Raw genomic sequence first — 16,776 nt, 5'->3', positions numbered from 1 at the left:
CTGGTTCGCCCGGGCAATCCGTCCGAATCTCATCCTGAAAAGAGAAAATATCCCGGCTTCCGTGGCCCGAACCGGTCGGGGACAGAGAGCCGTACCGGTCAGAAAACTGTAGCAGGAGCGCGCGCACAGCCGCACCCCTTCCGATCAATCATCTTCGTCCCTGTCTTCGTCGCCCCGGGCGCTCTCTCTCACCTCATCCGGCCTCTCCCGGTCATCTACCTCGTTCCGGTCGTCGTCTCCCGGCTCTTCACGATCATCATCGTCATCTCTCACCGTTTCACGATCATCATCGTCGTCTCTCACCGTTTCACGATCATCATCGTCATCTCTCACCGTTTCACGGTCATCATCGTCGTCTCTCACCGTTTCACGGTCATCATCGTCATCTCTCACTTCTTCACGGTCATCATCGTCGTCTCTCACTCCTTCACGGTCATCATCGTCGTCTCTCACCGTTTCACGGTCATCATCGTCATCTCTCACTTCTTCACGGTCATCATCGTCGTCTCTCACCGTTTCACGGTCATCATCGTCATCTCTCACTTCTTCACGGTCGTCATCGTCGTCTCTCACCGTTTCACGGTCGTCGCCGCTCTCCCGCTCGCCGGCGCCATCGCCGTCATCTCCGGCCTCACCCCCCGGAACCCGGGGAGTGTCGGTCACGGGCGGAGCGGCCGGAGACAGGGAGGTGGGGGAGAGGAACATCCCCGCACCCCTGACGACCGCTTCCCCCCCGCCGACCGCGAACGGGCCGGTCGTGCCGGTCGAGGGGTCGGCGTGGCTGTCCTGGCCGGGACTCGTGAAGGCGTAGCCGTCCGGCGCAGTGAACGCGACGGCGTACTCCCCGGGCGGGAGCGGGCCAAAGAGATACATGGAGAAGTGACTGTCATGGTACCTGGTCCGGGTCGACGCTGCTACGTTCCCGTCCACGTCCAGGAGGCGGACCTCGACGTCCGTCAGCCCGTAAGTCTCGTCCCGGACCCCGTCCCGGTTACTGTCGCTCCAGACCGTCCCGAACACCCACCCGTATTCCGCCGCCGGGGTTCCGGGCAGGAGATTCCCGACGAGTCCCGCATTCAGGGTCTGCCGGTCAACCCCGCCTTCGGCGAATATCACGTCCGTGTCGAGAGGGGCGGCGTGGTTGTCCAGGCCCGGGATGGTGCAGGAATACCCGTCCGGGAGAACGAACTCAACACCGGCGTAGCCGACGGAAGGGATGGCCGCGAACCGGTATGACCCGTCCGGGCCGGTGGCGGTGTAGTCAAGCATAGTTCGCTGGCCGATCAGCCGCACGTTGATCTCGGGGATACCCGGTTCGCCGGGATCGCGGACGCCGTCACCATTCAGGTCGAACCAGACCGTCCCCGAGAGCGATCCGTTTTCGGCGCCGCCGGTCTGGTTATTGCCGTCGTCATTGTCATCATCATCGTCATCGTCGTCGTCCCCGACCGGCGTCATGGTCGGAGACGGCCCGGCCGTCATGGTCGGGGACGGTGCACCCGTCATCGTCGGCGCGGCCGTGGGCGTCGTCGTCCAGGTGGGCCCGGATGTCGGGGCCCCCGTCGGGACTGTGGTCGGCGACGGTGGGGCGGTCCCCGTCGGAACCGTCGTCGCTCCCCCCGGGCTTGTCGGGGCCGGGGCGGCAGTCATCGTTTCAGTCGGGACCGGCGGCTTCTGGGAGATTATCGGCGCTTTCGAGGGTTTCGAAGGTGGCGCCGTGGGTTCGGGTGTCGGGGTAGCAGTCGGTGTCAGTGTCGGCGTGGGCTCCGGCCCCAGTTTCACCGCCCAGGCATCCATGTTCGCCGTCCCTCCGCTCACCGTGGCGTTGAACGTCCCTGCAAAGACGAACTCGCCCGGTGCGGACTCGACAAGCGCTGCGGCCGTGTCGCCGGGGTTTACGCCGCCGAACGTCCTGCTCCACGCCACCGCTCCGCCAGCGTCGGTCGCGACCAGCCAGGCATCGGTATCATCCACCCCGGGGTAAGCCGTCTCCCCGGCAAAGAGGTAGCCGCCGTCCGCGGTCTCGACAACGGCCGCCGCCGTCTCGTCCACACCGAAATCGCCGTAGATCCAGTTCCAGACGATATCCCCGTCAGGCGTGAGTTTGATGAGGAGGGCGTCGGTATCGACCGTCGTGTTATCGGGCCGTTCCGTGAACGTGCCGGCGACCAGCAGGTTGCCGTCGGAGGTGTTGATCACCGCCCGGCCGGCGTCGTCGTCGGGGCTGCCGAACGTCTTGTTCCAGACCTCACTACCCGACCCGTTCAGCCGGAACACCCAGACGTCGGCCATGCCCGCTCCCGAGGACTCGGTTCTGCCGGCAACGACAAGATCGCCGCCGGGGATCCGGGTTACGGCGTTCGCGGCATTCTCTCCGGTTCCGCCGAACGTCTTGTTCCAGACCTCACTCCCCGTCTCGTTCACCCTGACCACCCAGGCCGAGGATTCGTTCCCCTCCCGCGGCGCGGTGGACCCGACGAAGACGTAACCCCCGTCTTCCGCCTCGATGACCGCGGCCGCCGAGGCGTTGACGTCCGGCCCGCCGTAAGTCCGGTTCCAGACCTCGCTGCCGGAGGGGTCTATCTCCACGAGCCAGGCATCGGTGTCGGCCTCCGTCCCGTTCGTGACGAGGGTGAGGTTCCCCGCGAAGAGGAGGTTGCCGTCGTCGGTCCGGATGATGGAGCGTGCGGTGTCGCTCTCCTCCCCGCCGTAAGTCCTGTTCCATTCCTCGGTGCCTTCCGGCGTCAGCCTGCTCACCCGGGCGTCCGTCTTCCCCTCTCCGGGCAACGCCGTCTCGCCGGCGAGGAAGAATCCGGTACCTCCCGGGTCCGGGACGAACGCATATCCCGCTTCCCGGGCATCCGGTGCTCCGTAGGTCTGGTTCCAGATAACAGTCGTGTCTCCTGTCTGCGCTCCCGCGACTGCGATGAGCGCGAGTGCCGAAAGGAGAATGATCCCGAAATAGGTGCTGCGTTGCATGATGTACCTCTTCCCATCTTCACCCCGGGAACGCGCTGCGGTCCTTGCCGGGACCGCCGGTACCCTCCCCCATCTTCCGGGGTTTACGGCGAACCGAAACACGGGTTTATCGTCGAAGACCGGATCGCCTGTAGCGATCGCCGGTCCCGTAGCACTGCGGGGCCTGCACTTCAATAGCGCAATTATTATAATAAGTTTGTTTCAAAATACGGGTACGGCAGAGGTTCGGGATTACCCGGTATCGAGGGGCCGAACATCCGCGATCCTCCCCCCAAAAGGAGCGGGGGTACGCCGGTCAGGTTGCCCTCCGGCTTCCGTCCGGGGGCACGGCCCGGTTCCGCGGCTGCAGCGACCCCGGTGATCCGGCACCGCCGGCGTATCCCCCGCTCCACAACCATCAATACGCTTATGAACAAACCCTTGATAGAAGACCCTTATGAGACTCTTGCTTGCGATTGCACCTGAACGGTTCAGGGACGAGGAACTGGAGATCCCGAAACGCACCTTTGAGGAGGCGGGGATCGGCGTCGATCTCGCCTCTACGGTCGCCGGCACGTGCACGGGGATGCTCGGGGGCACCGCGGAGGCTTCCATGACGCTGGAGGACGTGAACAGCGACGACTACGCCGGGATCGTGATTGTGGGCGGCAGCGGTTCACAGGAGCATCTCTGGGGAAGCGAGCGGCTCCGGGACCTCGTGCGGTCGTTCTTCGAGCAGGGCAAAGTCGTCGCCGCCATCTGCCTCGCGCCGGTCGTGCTGGCACGGGCGGGCGTCCTCGCCGGACGGCATGCGACGGTATACCCGAGTCCGGCGGCTGTCGCGGAGATGAAGAAGGCGGGCGCAAACCTCCTTGAGATCCCCGTCGTCGCCGAAATGCAGGTCGTGACCGCGAACGGCCCCGAGGCCGCCGCACAGTTCGCCGACACCATCATCACGAAACTGGAATGCTAGACGATACCCACGCCGGCGGCGTGAATCCGGCGGACTGCACCCTGGTGATCCCCGCATACAACGAGGAGCGGCGGATCCGGTCGCTCCTCAAGGATGTCTCGGATTTCGGGGGCGAACTCGTCTTCGTCTGCGACGGGACCGACGCCACTGCAGAGATCGTCAATGCGTTTGCGGACGCTCACCCGTCGCTCTCCATCCGGTGCCTGACGTTTCCAGCCCGGCTCGGGAAGGGGGGAGGCGTCGTGGCCGGGATGACGGCGGCGGCGACGCCTTTCGTCGGCTACATGGACGCGGACGGCTCGACCGCGCTCTCCGAGATGGAACGGCTCTTCGACCATCTCGCAACCGCCGACGGCGCCATCGGCTCGCGCTGGGTTCCGGGCTCGGTTCTCACCGTGCGGCAGGGGTTCCGGCGCCGGGTCGAGAGCCGTCTCTTCAACCTGATGGTCAGGGCGCTCTTCGGGCTCGGTTACCGGGACACCCAGTGCGGCGCGAAGGTCTTCCGGAAAGATGCACTTGATGCGGTTCTCTCCTCGCTCCGGTCGACCGGGTTCGAGTTCGACGTCGAACTCCTCTGGAGGCTGCGCCGGAACGGCTACCGGGTGGACGAGGTTCCGATCACCTGGGAGAACCGGGACGAGTCGAAGGTAGCGACGTCGGACGCGAAGGCGATGCTCCGCGGGATGTTCCGGCTCCGGTTCAGGTGAGGGAGTCCAGGGACGCAGGCCGTGGCTTCGCGGCCGTCGCGCGAGACCTGTTGCTGTCCCTGCACTGTTCCTTCATACAAGGGAGAGTTCACAGATTAGCGCAAGGACGTCTCGCTTTCATGTGAGACCGGACTGGGTCTCCATACCGGAACAAATCGCCGGGTTTTAAGGTTTTCGGGGCAAACGGATGGTACAGGAACAGTGATCCGGTGCTTGAAAAGACGGTCTTTGTCGCGGGGATAAACGGGGGCATGCAGGTCGACGCGCCTTTCGTGGTGGACGCTGCAGAACTGAAGGAGAAGCGGGACGGCGGCCGGTACATCCAGCTCTCCATCTCCGATAATACCGGCCGGGGAGCCTGTAAGGTCTGGGGGGCGTCGGATAACAGCGCGGAGCAGATGGAGGCGTTCTGCCGTGCAATCCGGCCTGGCGAGGTCTATCGCATCCAGGGCTACGCGAAGGTCTACAACGGCACCTGCGAGGTGAACGTGAACGAGGGGATCGCCTGCCTCGCTGACCCGGTGCCGCCGGAAACGCTTGAACCGTCCCTGTTCGTCTACGCGCCCGTCGATATCAAAAGCATCCGGGAGAGGCTGGGGCGTATGACCGCGAAGATCGAGGAGCCCGGCATAAAGTCTCTCGTCCTGGAGGTCATCGACAGCATTCCGGAGTTCTTTGACGCGCCTGCAGCAAAATTCCACCATCACGCCTACATCGGCGGCCTTGCGGAGCACACCCTCGAGACCGCGGAGATGGCGCTCTCTCTTGCGGGCACGATCTCGCGGGCCGAGATGGATACCGACGTGACCCTCGCCGGAGCCCTCCTCCACGACGTCGGGAAGGCGTCCTGCTTCTGCCGCCGGGGGTTCTCGTTCGTCGCGCTCCCGGATTACACCCTCGTCGGGCATACGGCGCTCGGGGCCGCGGCGCTCATGAAACATTCCGCCAGGGTCGACCCTGCACGGTTCGGCCACATCCTCCATATCGTGATGTCGCACCACGGCTCTTACGGCGAGATCAAGCCCCGGACGCCGGAGGCCTGGGCAGTTCATTTCGCCGACAACGCGAGCGCGTACCTCCGGGCGACCTGCGACGACGCCGCGGATCTCGCGCAGGGAGAGGAGAGGCAGGGGGCACGGTGCCGTGTCCCGGTCTACCGGTTCTGACGGCATCTCACTATGGAGAGAAGAGGAACGACGATGATTGGAGGATGCGAGGCATGAATATAACCGTCATCACCGCATTCGGGGTGAGCGATATCGACACTCCCGGGATCTCGCCGGCAGTCCTTGAGATTGCAGTAGAGCCCGGGCAAGGCCGTGCTGCGGAAGACAAACTCATCGTCCACGCGGTTGCAGGGAGGTTCCAGTACGTTGCAGGGCCGAGCCCCGATAGGTTCCGGATCTCGCTAGATCAGTATACCGACCTTTACCATCTCAGAGAGGCACTGCTGGAGATTGCAGAGCTGGAGTCTCACCGCAGCGTTGATATATCCGCTATCCGGGACCTTATCGAAGATCTGCAGCAGCAGCGCGGGAAGACAATCGCGAGAAAGGATACCAATACCATCGAGGACGAGACCGCGACAGGGTTTACGGGGATGAGTTTTTTTTGAGCAGGCTCAGGACCCTTCACCAACACCTGACATAAACCGCGGGCTGCTATATTAAAAATACCGTCAGGTGTTTCCCTGATTCGCAAATATCCTATTATTCTTCGAGTATATGGGCCTTCCGATCCGCACCGGAACACCCGCCGGAAAAAAAGGTTATTATTCCTTCAGATACGCCTCAGGGTCGCGCTCGAAGAGTTTCTTGCACCCCGGGGCGCAGAAGTAGTAGGTCTTGCCCTGGTACTCGGCGGTGTACTTCGCACTCGCCTCGTCGACATCCATCTTGCATACCGGATCAAGTGCCACGTGCATCAGCCTCCGATAACGTCCCTCTCTTCGCCGGAGGTATATAAGTCTTGAGCAGCAGGGAGAGCGAGACGACCGTCACCGACGAGAGGGCCATCGCGAGCGCCGCAAGTTCCGGGCGGAAGGTTATCCCGAAGAACGGGTAGAGCACCCCCGCGGCGAGGGGGATGAGGGCGGAGTTGTAGGCGAACGCCCAGAAGAGGTTCTGCTTGATCCGGCTCATCACCTTCCGGGAGAGTTCGACGGCCGCGACGGCGTCGACAAGGTCATCGCGGATGAGGACGATATCCCCGCTCTCGATAGCGACGTCGGTTCCGCTCCCGATGGCGATCCCGACGTCCGCCTGCGCGAGCGCCGGGGCGTCGTTGATCCCGTCGCCCACGAACGCCACGACCTCGCCCCGTTCCTGGAGCGCCCGGACTTCCTGTGCCTTCTCCTGCGGCAGCACCCCGGCGTGGACGTCATCGATCCCGACCTCGCGGGCGATGGCGTTCGCCGTCCGTTCGTTGTCACCGGTGATCATCGTAACCGACAACCCCATCCGTTTCAGTTCCGCAATGGCGCTCTTCGTCGTCGGTTTGAGGGTATCGGCGATGGCGAGGATGCCCGCGAGCCCGGCCCCTGCGCCGACGAGAACCGCGGTCTTCCCCTCGTCCTGGAGGGCAGCAATCCGGTCTTCCGCCACGGGAGGAACAGGGATGCCGTGCTCTTCGAGGAACGGCTGGTTCCCGATCAGCACCTCGTCACCCTCCACTACGGCGCTGACCCCGCGGCCGCCGAAGGTCGTGAACCACTCCGACGCCGGGACGCCGACCCCGGCGCTCTCTGCCCGGCGCACGACCGCCTCCGCGAGCGGGTGCTGCGAGTTGTGCTCGACCGCCGCGGCGACCGCCAGCAGCCGGTCTTCCGGCACCGTGAGCGCCACGATATCGGTGACATCGGGTTTCCCCCGGGTGAGCGTCCCGGTCTTGTCGAAGACGATCGCGGTCAGTTTCTCCGAGACCTCCAGCGCCTCCCCGTTCCGGATCAGCAGTCCGAGTTCCGCGCCCCGGCCGATCCCGACGGTCACGGCGGTCGGGGTGGCGAGCCCGAGCGCACAGGGGCAGGCGACGACCAGGACGGAGATCAGCACCGTGAGCGCAAACAGGAGCGAGGAACCGAGCCCCACGTACCAGACGAGGAAGGCGCCGGCCGCTATCGCGAGGACGACCGGGATGAAGTAGGAGACCGCGACGTCGGCGATCCGTTCCACCGGGGGTTTCGAGCCCTGGGCGTCCCGGACGAGCCTGATGATCTGTGAAAGCACCATATCCTTCCCGATCTTCTCGGCCCGGATCCGGAGCACACCGTTCACGTTCAGGGTGCCGCCGACGGCCTCGTCACCCTCCTGCTTGTCGACCGGGATGGGTTCGCCGGTGATCATCGCTTCATCGACCGAACTCTCGCCGCCGACGACCGTCCCGTCCACCGGCACCTTCTCGCCCGGCCGGACCAGGATGACGTCGCCGACGACGACGTCCTCGACCGGAACCTCGACCTCCTGTCCATCCCGGATCACCGTCGCGGTCCGGGGCCGGAGCCCGACGAGTTTCTTGATGGCTTCAGACGTCCGTCCCTTCGCCCGGGCTTCGAGGTAGCGCCCGAGGGTCAGGAACGCCGCGAGCATCACCGCGGTCTCGTAGAAGTTGAAGTCCGGGGTGAGGACGATCTGAAACGTCCCGAGGAGGCTTGCGCCGTAGGCGACGCCGATCCCCATCGCGTACATGACGTCCATCGTCAGCGCCCGGTTCCGGAGCGCGGCGGCCGCGGCCCGGAAGATGGGGGCGCTGACGTAGAGGAAGACCGGCAGGGTGATGACCAGCATGACGAGATTGATGGAGACCGGGAGGGCGGCCGCCCCCGGCATCCCGAAGAGCATGTAGAAGAAGAGCGGGATGCTCACGGCGAACCCGACGGCAAACCGGCGGAACTTGTCCCGGAGATTCTCTTCCCGCATCCGGGCCTCGACGTCCTCGGGGATCTCCTCCTCGAGCCCGAGATACCGGTAGCCGGCATCCTCGACGGCGGCCCGGATATCCGCGGTCGTGACAAGCGCGGGGTTGTAGACGACGTGTGCGTTCTCGTTTGCGAGGTTGACGCGGGCCTCGTAGACCCCGTCGAGGTCGGCGAGCGAGGTCTCGATCACCTGGGCGCAGCTCGCGCAGACCATCCCCCCGATCCTGACGGTGGCCTCGCTCCTGACAACCTCGTAACCGGCGTCCGAGACCGTCCTCTCAAGGTCGGCGAGGGTTGTCTTCGCCGGGTCGTACTCGACGGTAGCGGTCTCGTTTGCGAAGTTGACCCGGGCGTCGTAGACGTCGTCCCGGCCCTGGAGAGCGCGTTCCACGTTGAGCGCGCAGGACGCGCAGTGCATCCCGGAGATCTTTAGTTCAGCCTTTCTCTTCTCCTCCGGCATGATATCCACCTCACCCTGCGCGGATAAAATACCTGCTCTCGCCGGCCCGTGTTCGCGCACCCTCTCCCGGGAGGGGCTGGATTCTCAATACAGCGCATACCGATTTTTATACACAATATTATTATACTCATGGCCGATTATATCGCCGCATCCTGAGGTGATTGTGGTGCAGAGACGGGATATTCCAACAGGTGAGAAGCAGTACGATGTCGAGCACATGACGTCGAGACAGGACGTCGACGGCCTTATCGAGGCACTGCAGAGCGGTAATCCGGCCTCCCGCCGGAGCGCCGCACTCGGTCTCGGGGCGCTCGGAGAATGGCGGGGGGTGGACCCCCTCATCCGGGCGCTCACCGATCCGGTGCAGGACGTCCGGGAGGCGGCGGCGAACGCGCTCGTCATAGTCGGAACACCGGCGGTCGAACCGCTCATCGACGTCCTCGAACGTCGCGGCGCTGCGGTCGGGGAAGGGCCGGCGCGGGAAGCGTCCGGGGAAGGATTGACCCAGGTCGATCTCCTCGGGGGCCCTGAAGGCATACCGGCCACGAAGAGGACGCTCCGGCACCGGGGAGGCATCAGGCAGCACGATGCGTTCGGCGGACCCGCCGATATCCGGGAGGCGGGAGGCGGACGCGCCCGCGACGTGGAGGAAGGGTTCGCCCAGCACGACGCTTTCGGCGGCCCGGAGGATATCAGGAGATCGGGCGCCAGAAGGGCCGTCGAAGGGGAGGAGGAGATCACCCAGCACGACCTCCTCGGCGGGCCCGGGGACGTCGGGACGAAAAAGGGTCTCCGGCACTCCGCAATCGCGCAGCACGACCTCTTCGGCGGCCCGGAGGATGCGAGGGAGCACGAGGTTCTCTTTCCTGGTGCGAGGAGGGCCGGCGCCGTGAAAGAGGGAACCGTGCCCGGCACAGGGCTCCGCCGGGCTTACGCCGCCGTCACCCTCGGCGAGATCGCTGATCCGCGGGCGGAAGGAGCGCTCGGCCGGTCGCTCTCCGACCCCGACCCCGCTGTCCGGAGGGGAGCCGAGGACGGGATGACGCGGTTCCGGCAGAGGCGGGGCGAGGCCACGCCTGTTCCGCCGGCGTCACGGTGACAAAGTGGAGGTGAACGCGTTGGAGCAAGAGAACGTGGAGAAGCGGTTCAACATCGATATGCTGAGAGCGGAGAAGAATGTCGACGGCCTGATCGAGGCGCTCGGGAGCAGCGACGGCCTGACCCGCCAGCGGGCCGCCCTGGCGCTCGGGGACTTCGGCGGTGCCGAAGCGGTCGGGCCGCTCATCCGGGCGCTCGGCGACCCGTTGACAGCGGTGCGGGAGGCGGCGGCGGACTCGCTCACGCTGCTCGGGACGCCGGCGGTCGAACCGCTGGCCGAACTCCTCGAGAACCCGGAGGCGTCGGGGAAGTACGAGGAGGAGGCCGTGAGCCCGCCGACTGTGACCGGGGCCGGCGGCCAGACCTGGGAGGTTGACACCGCGAAAGAGCTCCGGCGAGTCTACGCGGTCGCCATCCTCGGCGAGATCGGTGATCCCGCTGCGGTCGATCCACTGGCCCGGGCGCTCCAGGACGAAAACGACGATATTCGGTGCCAGGCGTCGGGAGCCATAGTAAAGTTCGGTGCCGGAGCGGCGGAGCCGCTTCGCCGGATGCTCACCGACCCGAACCCGGATACCCGGATCCTCGCGGCCGGTGTCCTCGGGGATAGCGGGGAGACGTCCGCGGTCGAGCCGCTCATCACGGCGCTCCGGGACGAAAACGACGACGTCCGGGGGGCGGCGGCGGGCGCCCTCATGCGGATGGGCGGTGCCGCGGTCGAGCCCCTCGTCGCGGCGACGAAGGATGCCGACCGGAACGTCCGGCTCTACGCGGCGGGGGCGCTCAAGTACATCGGCGACCCGCGGGCGATCGACGCTCTCAAAGACCTCGCCCGGAGCGGGGATCAGGACGAACGAACCGTCGCAGAGGACGCGATCGAGAGCATCCGGATGGTCCACGGGGAGGTTGCCCCGGAGCCTTCGCCGCCGACGTCGCGATAATTCATCTTACCATTTTGTCCAGAAGATGACCGGAGCAGGGGTCCTGTTTCTAGGCATCGATTCCGAATTATCGGACTCTGCTTGCCGCTCATCGCCCCTCCGGAGGTGCTGGATCTGGTTCTTCCCCGGGGTCATCCCGGACAGTGGACCGTGGCGATATCCTATGGAAAGCCGTGCACGGGGTTGTGACCAGTTGGAAAGTTGGCGTTCGAGAAGCGATCAGATCTCCCAACGGCTCCCATAGAACAGTCCCGATAAGATGAATTATTCGCCTATCCTCTTCTCCGAACCCGCACCGACTCCGCGTGAGCGTGGAGGCCTTCCGCGTCGGCGATCGTCTCCACCACGTCGCCAATGGCGTCAAGCCCCTCCCGCGTGATCACCTGGACGGTCGAGCGCCGGCAGAAGTGGTTCACGTCGAGGCCAGAGTAAAGGCGAGCGTAGCCCGCCGTCGGGAGGACGTGGTTCGTCCCCGAGGCGTAGTCGCCGCAGGCCACCGCCGCGTAGGGGCCGACGAAGATCGACCCGGCGCTCCGGATGCGGTTGATGACCGAGAGCGGGTCGGCCACCTGGATCGAGAGGTGTTCGGGGCCGACCCCGTCGACCGTCGCGACCGCTTCGTCGATGTCAGCGGCAACGATGTAACCGGAGTGTTCAAGCGCCTTTGCGACGATATCGCGGCGTTTTGCCTCTCCGGCCATCCGTTTCACCTCGGCGCCGACCGTTTCCGCGAGAGCCGCGTCGGTCGTCACCAGAACACAGGCGGCGTTCGGGTCGTGCTCGGCCTGGGCGAGGACATCGGCCGCGATGAACGTCGGGTTCGCCGTGCCGTCCGCGAGGATCGCGATCTCGCTCGGGCCCGCCGGGAAGTCGATCTCGGCCTCGTCGCGCAGAAGCATCTTCGCCGCGGTGACGTAGACGTTCCCAGGGCCGACGATCTTCTCCACCCGTGGGATTGACTCGGTCCCGAGCGCCATCGCCGCGATCGCCTGGGCGCCACCGACCCGGTAGACCTCGTCAACCCCGGCGATATCGAGCGCGACGAGAGTGATTGGATTGACCGGCGGCGGGGTGCAGCAGCAGATCTCCGCGACCCCCGCGACCTTCGCCGGGATCGTGCACATCAGCGCCGTCGAGGGGTAGGCCGCCCGCCCTCCGGGGACGTAGGCGCCGATCCGGGAGAGGGGCGTCGTCTTGACGCCGAGGGTGATCCCGGGCTCCATCTCCTGCAGCCAGAGGTCGCGCCCGCGCTGCAGTTCGTGGAACCGGCTGATCCGCTCCTCCGCCTCCACGAGACTTTCGACCAGCCGTGCATCCACCTCATCGTAGGCCGCCTCCCGCTCCTCGTCGGGGACGGCGATCTCCTCGAGATCGATCCCGTCAAACCTCTTCGTCAGGTCGATGAGGGTAGCGTCGCCCTCTGAGCGCACCCTCTCGATGATCTCCGAGACCGATCCTTTCACCCGGTCAAGGTCCGACCGCCGTCCGGCGATCCAGGTCTCGATATCCAGCGCCTGCCACATGAGGAAAAGAATCGGCGGGCCAGAGCGTTAAGGTTTCGACCTCGGTGGCAACCTCCCCCCGGAACGAAGCCCATTAACTTTCCGGCCAGGATAACTATATATCCGAGGAGGGCTCCCTAACGCGCTGGTATGAAGACGAATGCTACTCATCTGACGGCAGGCATCGTTGCGATCCTGCTCATCTTCGCCCTCTCTGTGGGATGCACGGAGACGGCGCCGGGCGAAAACGAGACGCCGGGGGCCGGGGCGACGACCGCTCCCGCCGGCGGAGGGGACATCCTGCGGATAGCCACCACGACGAGCCTCGAGAACACCGGGCTGCTCGCGGAGCTCGAACGGGTCTACGAGGGCGAGACAGGAATGGATCTGCAGTTCATCGCCCAGGGCACCGGACAGTCCATCGACTCCGGGAGGCGCGGCGACGTGGACCTGGTGCTCGTCCATGCCCCGGACCTTGAGCAGCAGTTCATCGACGACGGCTTCGGGATCAACCCGCGATGCATCGCCTACAACTACTACATCATCGTCGGCCCCGAATCCGACCCGGCGGGGATCGCGAACATGACCCCGGTGGAGGCCTTCCGGACGATCTATCTCGCCGGCACGAACGACACGCAGGGTGTCGCCTTCGTCTCCCGCGGCGACAACTCCGGGACACACACCCAGGAGCAGGTGCTCTGGGAGGAGGCGGGCTACGACTACGACGGCGAGATCCTGAACGCCGGGGGCTGGTATGTCGAGGCCGGCAAAGGCATGGGGGACACCCTGATCCTTGCAAACGAGCAGCAGGCATACACCCTCTCCGATGAGGGCACCTATCTCTCGTTCGCCGACCGGCTCGACCTGGTGCCGGTCGTCGCCGAGGGTGCGGAGCTCATGAACCGCTACAGCGCGATCGCCGTCAACCCCGAAGAGCACCCCGGAGTGAACGCAGAGGGGGCCGCGGACTTCATCAACTGGCTCACCACGAACGAGACGAAGCAGATGATCGGCGAATTCGGGACCGAGGAGTTCGGCAAACCGCTCTTTACACCCCTCTACGCACCCGAGTGCACCGAGCCGCCGTTCAACTGCACCTGCGCGGAGCCGGTGACTGCCTGAAACGTGGAGTGGTAACAAGGTGATCGGCAGGGTGACAGGGAGTCCGGAGGGTGAGGGAGTGTGGTGAACGGGAACCCAATCATCGAGGGATTCATCGAAGCAATCGAGCTCATCATCACCCTCGACCCGCAGGTGGTGGAGATCACCATCCGCTCGCTCTATGTCTCCCTCACCGCCACCTTCTTCGCCGCGCTCATCGCCCTGCCGCTCGGGGCGCTGATCTACTTCTACGAGTTCCGGGGGAAGCACGCGGTCGTCTCCACGCTGCAGACGCTGTACGCCCTCCCCACCGTCATCGTGGGTCTGGTCATCTTCCTGCTCCTCTCCAACGTCGGCCCCTTCGGGTTCCTCCGCTTTCTCTACACCCCCGGCGGCATGATCGTCGCCCAGACCGTCCTCATCATCCCGCTCCTGATGGGGCTGACGGTCTCGGCGCTCTCCGGGATCGACCGGGACAAGCGCTACACGATCACCGCGCTCGGCGCGAGCAGGCTCCAGACGGTCATGACGATCATCGCGGAGGCGCGGTTCGCGGTCATGTCCGGCGTCCTCCTGGGCTTCGGGCGGGCGATCGCCGAGGTCGGGACGGTGATGATCGTCGGCGGCAACATCCGGGGCGCCACCCGCGTCCTCACCACCGCGATCGCGCTCAACACCTCGATGGCAAACTACTCCCTCTCGATTGCACTCGGGATCATCCTCCTCGCGGTGGCGCTCGGGGTGAACATAGCCCTCTCCCTGGTGCAGCGGCGGTGATACCATGACGGTCATCGAAGCACACAACATCAGAAAATCCTACGGCAGCCTTGAAGTCCTGCACGACGTCGACCTCTCGGTCGAAGAAGGCGAGATCCTCGCGCTCATCGGCCCGAGCGGGTCGGGGAAGAGCACGCTTCTGCGGCTCCTCGACCTGATCGAGCCCGCGAACGCCGGGGAACTCTCGGTCTTCGGGGTCGACACGGTCGCGGATCACGGCACCTGGCTCGACCTCCGCCGCCGGATGGGGATGCTCTTTCAGAGGCCGATCGTCTTCAACTCGTCCGTCTACGACAACGTCGCGATGGGGCTCCGGTACCGGCGTGCTCCCGGCGACAATATCGACCGGAAGGTGAAGGAGGCCCTCGAAGCCGTCGGGCTCTCCCGCTACATCAAGAGCCGGGCGATCGATCTCTCCGGCGGCGAACAGCAGCGGGTGGCGCTCTCGAGGGTGCTCGTGACCGATCCCGAGATCCTCTTCCTGGACGAACCGACGGCGAACCTCGACCCGACATCGACCGCCACCATCGAGGCGATCGTGACCCGGCTGAATCGCGAGGCCGACATGACCGTCCTCATAAGCACCCATGATCTGGCGCAGGGTCAGCGCCTTGCCGACCGGGTCGGGGTGATGATCGAGGGCACGATCGCCCAGACCGGGCCGTCCCGCGAGATATTCCGCGAACCGAAGAACCAGCAGATTGCCCGGTTCGTGGGCGTCCAGAACATCATTCCCGCCCGGGTCGTCTCCCGGAGAGGGGACTTCACCGTCGTGGAGGCGAGGGAAAAGGAGATCCTCTCGGCGACCCCGCCGCCCGCCGACGAGGTGAAGATGGTCATCCGTGGGGAAGACATCTCCCTGCACCGGAGGAAGCCCGGCTACGAGGAGGCCGAGAACCTCTTCCCGGCGACGGTCACCGCCATCGAGCCCACGGCGCCGTTCGTGAACGTGACGGTGCGCTGCGGGTGCGATCTTGTCGCACTGGTGACCGCGAGGAGGGCGGAGGCCCTCGGTCTTCACGAGGGGATGGAGGTCTGGGTCTCTCTCCAGGCGAAGGCGGTTCATCTCATCCCGCGGAAAGGGGCCTGAATCCCCATCAAAGCCCTTTCCACCGGAATCTGATCCGTCCGGGAATGCCAGGTAAATCAATTTGATTAACATTTGCCGAGATGAATACTTTTAACATTGGGCCACCGCCAAACGTTATTTCATGAAACTAACCCGCCTATGTGCGTTTATCGGTCTCATCGTCGCTGCCGCGGTTCTGTTCTCCGGCTGCACGGGGACGACCGAAGACCCGACGACGACCCCCACGCCGACGGCGACCGCCGCCGAAGACGTCCAGGTGAAGGTCTTCCATGCCGGGAGCCTGACCGGACCGTTTGAGAAGGTGAAAGCAGAATACGAAGCAGAACATGCCGGCGTCACCGTGCTCCTCGAGCCAGCCGGCAGCGTCGACTGCATCAAGAAGGTGACCGAGAACGGCAAACCCGCCGACGTCGTCGCCTCCGCCGACTACTACCTCATCCCGGAGATGATGATCCCGGAGCACGCCGACTGGTACCTCACGTTCGCGAAGAACCGGATGGTCCTGACCTACTCTAACGAGAGCAAGTACGCAGACGAGATCACCGCCGAGAACTGGTACGAGATCCTCGACCGTGACGGCGTCCGGTGGGGCTTCTCCGACCCGAACTCCGATCCCTGCGGCTACCGCACCCCGATGGTGATCCAGCTCGCCGAGGCCTACTATGAAGACGACCAGATCTTCGAGACCCTAGTCAGCGAGCACAGCGCGATCACCGTCACCGACGAGGACGGGGTCTACACGATCCACGCCGCCGACCCGAAGCCCGACAGCACCACCCTGACGATCCGCCCGAAGAGCGTCGAACTCGTCCAGATGGTTCAGGCCGGCGGACTTGACTACGCCTGGGAGTACCGGAGCGTTGCCGTCCAGAACGACCTCGAGTTCATCGAACTCCCTGAGGAGATCGATCTCTCGTCGATAGACTTCGCGGAGAACTACGCGACCGTCCAGACCGAGGCAAAGAAGGGCGACGGCACCACACTCTACGTGGGCTCGCCGATCGTCTACGGCGTGACTGTCCCGAAGATCGCCGAGCACCCCGACCTCGGTATCGAGTTCGTGGAGACGCTGATCGGCGCCACCGGACAGGAGATCCTCACCGGCGACGGCCAGCCCCCGATCGTGCCCGCGGGCGGCTACGGCGACGTTCCTGACGCTCTCCAGTCGCTTGTTGAGATGAAAGCCTGAACCCCACTCTTCTTTTTCCCAACCGGTTATCAGTGAAGCGTGCATACCAGTTATCAGCGAATACACG

14 protein-coding genes are annotated in these 16,776 nt (G+C 65.0%); 10 read left to right on the top strand and 4 right to left on the bottom strand.

The features are described 5' to 3' along the window. Positions 1–144: 144 nt before the first annotated feature. Complete coding sequence (locus FGW20_RS01175) at positions 145–2,979, bottom strand: SdrD B-like domain-containing protein (RefSeq protein WP_301676277.1); 2,835 nt, start codon at positions 2,977–2,979, stop codon at positions 145–147. 436 nt (positions 2,980–3,415) lie between these two features. Between FGW20_RS01175 and FGW20_RS01170 the strand changes: the two genes are divergently transcribed. The 4 genes from FGW20_RS01170 to FGW20_RS01155 all read left to right on the top strand — a co-directional run bounded on the left by FGW20_RS01170 (position 3,416) and on the right by FGW20_RS01155 (position 6,253). Then, positions 3,416–3,931 carry a DJ-1/PfpI/YhbO family deglycase/protease gene (locus tag FGW20_RS01170; RefSeq protein WP_301676276.1) on the top strand — a complete coding sequence of 172 codons (516 nt, stop codon included), beginning with the start codon at positions 3,416–3,418 and terminating at the stop codon, positions 3,929–3,931. After that, entirely contained in the window at positions 3,925–4,638 is a 714-nt protein-coding gene (locus FGW20_RS01165; protein WP_301676275.1) for a dolichyl-phosphate beta-glucosyltransferase, read from the top strand. The genes FGW20_RS01170 and FGW20_RS01165 overlap by 7 nt, the downstream gene beginning before the upstream one ends. A gap of 209 nt (positions 4,639–4,847) precedes the next feature. Continuing rightward, positions 4,848–5,804, top strand: coding sequence for an HD domain-containing protein (locus FGW20_RS01160; protein WP_301676274.1), 957 nt, complete (start codon positions 4,848–4,850; stop codon positions 5,802–5,804). Positions 5,805–5,857: 53 nt separating this feature from the next. Continuing rightward, the gene (locus FGW20_RS01155) at positions 5,858–6,253 is read left to right on the top strand and encodes a hypothetical protein (RefSeq protein WP_301676273.1); all 396 of its coding nucleotides are present in this window, start codon (positions 5,858–5,860) and stop codon (positions 6,251–6,253) included. Between the two features lie 156 nt (positions 6,254–6,409). Here FGW20_RS01155 and FGW20_RS01150 read toward each other — a convergent pair whose 3' ends face one another. Both FGW20_RS01150 and FGW20_RS01145 read right to left on the bottom strand, forming a co-directional pair. Continuing rightward, a complete protein-coding gene (locus tag FGW20_RS01150) occupies positions 6,410–6,556 on the bottom strand; it encodes a YHS domain-containing protein (RefSeq protein ID WP_301676326.1) in 147 nt (48 codons plus the stop codon). Next, positions 6,546–9,011, bottom strand: coding sequence for a heavy metal translocating P-type ATPase (locus tag FGW20_RS01145; RefSeq protein WP_301676272.1), 2,466 nt, complete (start codon positions 9,009–9,011; stop codon positions 6,546–6,548). The genes FGW20_RS01150 and FGW20_RS01145 overlap by 11 nt, the downstream gene beginning before the upstream one ends. 163 nt (positions 9,012–9,174) lie before the next feature. Between FGW20_RS01145 and FGW20_RS01140 the strand changes: the two genes are divergently transcribed. Then, positions 9,175–10,110: a HEAT repeat domain-containing protein gene (locus FGW20_RS01140; protein ID WP_301676271.1), complete on the top strand. Its 936-nt coding sequence runs from the start codon at positions 9,175–9,177 to the stop codon at positions 10,108–10,110. Between the two features lie 19 nt (positions 10,111–10,129). Continuing rightward, the gene (locus tag FGW20_RS01135; protein ID WP_301676270.1) at positions 10,130–11,050 is read left to right on the top strand and encodes a HEAT repeat domain-containing protein; all 921 of its coding nucleotides are present in this window, start codon (positions 10,130–10,132) and stop codon (positions 11,048–11,050) included. A gap of 272 nt (positions 11,051–11,322) precedes the next feature. On the opposite strand, the gene hisD is transcribed toward FGW20_RS01135, so the two are convergent. Next, entirely contained in the window at positions 11,323–12,573 is a 1,251-nt protein-coding gene (gene hisD / locus FGW20_RS01130) for a histidinol dehydrogenase (protein WP_301676269.1), read from the bottom strand. 129 nt (positions 12,574–12,702) lie between these two features. On the opposite strand from hisD, the gene FGW20_RS01125 reads away from it, so the two are divergent. The 4 genes from FGW20_RS01125 (at position 12,703) to wtpA (ending at position 16,709) form a co-directional block, all read left to right on the top strand. Then, the gene (locus FGW20_RS01125; protein WP_301676268.1) at positions 12,703–13,674 is read left to right on the top strand and encodes an ABC transporter substrate-binding protein; all 972 of its coding nucleotides are present in this window, start codon (positions 12,703–12,705) and stop codon (positions 13,672–13,674) included. Between the two features lie 60 nt (positions 13,675–13,734). After that, positions 13,735–14,430, top strand: coding sequence for an ABC transporter permease (locus tag FGW20_RS01120; protein WP_301676267.1), 696 nt, complete (start codon positions 13,735–13,737; stop codon positions 14,428–14,430). A gap of 4 nt (positions 14,431–14,434) precedes the next feature. Next, positions 14,435–15,520: an ABC transporter ATP-binding protein gene (locus FGW20_RS01115; protein ID WP_301676266.1), complete on the top strand. Its 1,086-nt coding sequence runs from the start codon at positions 14,435–14,437 to the stop codon at positions 15,518–15,520. Positions 15,521–15,641: 121 nt separating this feature from the next. Next, entirely contained in the window at positions 15,642–16,709 is a 1,068-nt protein-coding gene (gene wtpA / locus FGW20_RS01110) for a tungstate ABC transporter substrate-binding protein WtpA (RefSeq protein WP_301676265.1), read from the top strand. Positions 16,710–16,776: the final 67 nt, after the last annotated feature.

It is taken from the genome of Methanoculleus methanifontis (genome assembly GCF_030464365.1).
Taxonomy (GTDB): Archaea; Halobacteriota; Methanomicrobia; order Methanomicrobiales; family Methanoculleaceae; genus Methanoculleus; species Methanoculleus methanifontis.
The sequence above is the reverse complement of the archived record's forward strand: the minus strand, read 5'-3'. Positions and strand labels throughout refer to the sequence as shown.

Excerpts from the sequence above, each read along its gene's own strand:
- FGW20_RS01175 (WP_301676277.1), bottom strand. The coding sequence starts at position 2,979 with ATGCAACGCAGCACCTATTTCGGGATCATTCTCCTTTCGGCACTCGCG.
- FGW20_RS01125 (WP_301676268.1), top strand. The coding sequence starts at position 12,703 with ATGAAGACGAATGCTACTCATCTGACGGCAGGCATCGTTGCGATCCTG.
- hisD (WP_301676269.1), bottom strand. The coding sequence starts at position 12,573 with ATGTGGCAGGCGCTGGATATCGAGACCTGGATCGCCGGACGGCGGTCG.
- FGW20_RS01165 (WP_301676275.1), top strand. The coding sequence starts at position 3,925 with ATGCTAGACGATACCCACGCCGGCGGCGTGAATCCGGCGGACTGCACC.
- FGW20_RS01145 (WP_301676272.1), bottom strand. The coding sequence starts at position 9,011 with ATGCCGGAGGAGAAGAGAAAGGCTGAACTAAAGATCTCCGGGATGCAC.
- wtpA (WP_301676265.1), top strand. The coding sequence starts at position 15,642 with ATGAAACTAACCCGCCTATGTGCGTTTATCGGTCTCATCGTCGCTGCC.
- FGW20_RS01170 (WP_301676276.1), top strand. The coding sequence starts at position 3,416 with ATGAGACTCTTGCTTGCGATTGCACCTGAACGGTTCAGGGACGAGGAA.
- FGW20_RS01155 (WP_301676273.1), top strand. The coding sequence starts at position 5,858 with ATGAATATAACCGTCATCACCGCATTCGGGGTGAGCGATATCGACACT.
- FGW20_RS01115 (WP_301676266.1), top strand. The coding sequence starts at position 14,435 with ATGACGGTCATCGAAGCACACAACATCAGAAAATCCTACGGCAGCCTT.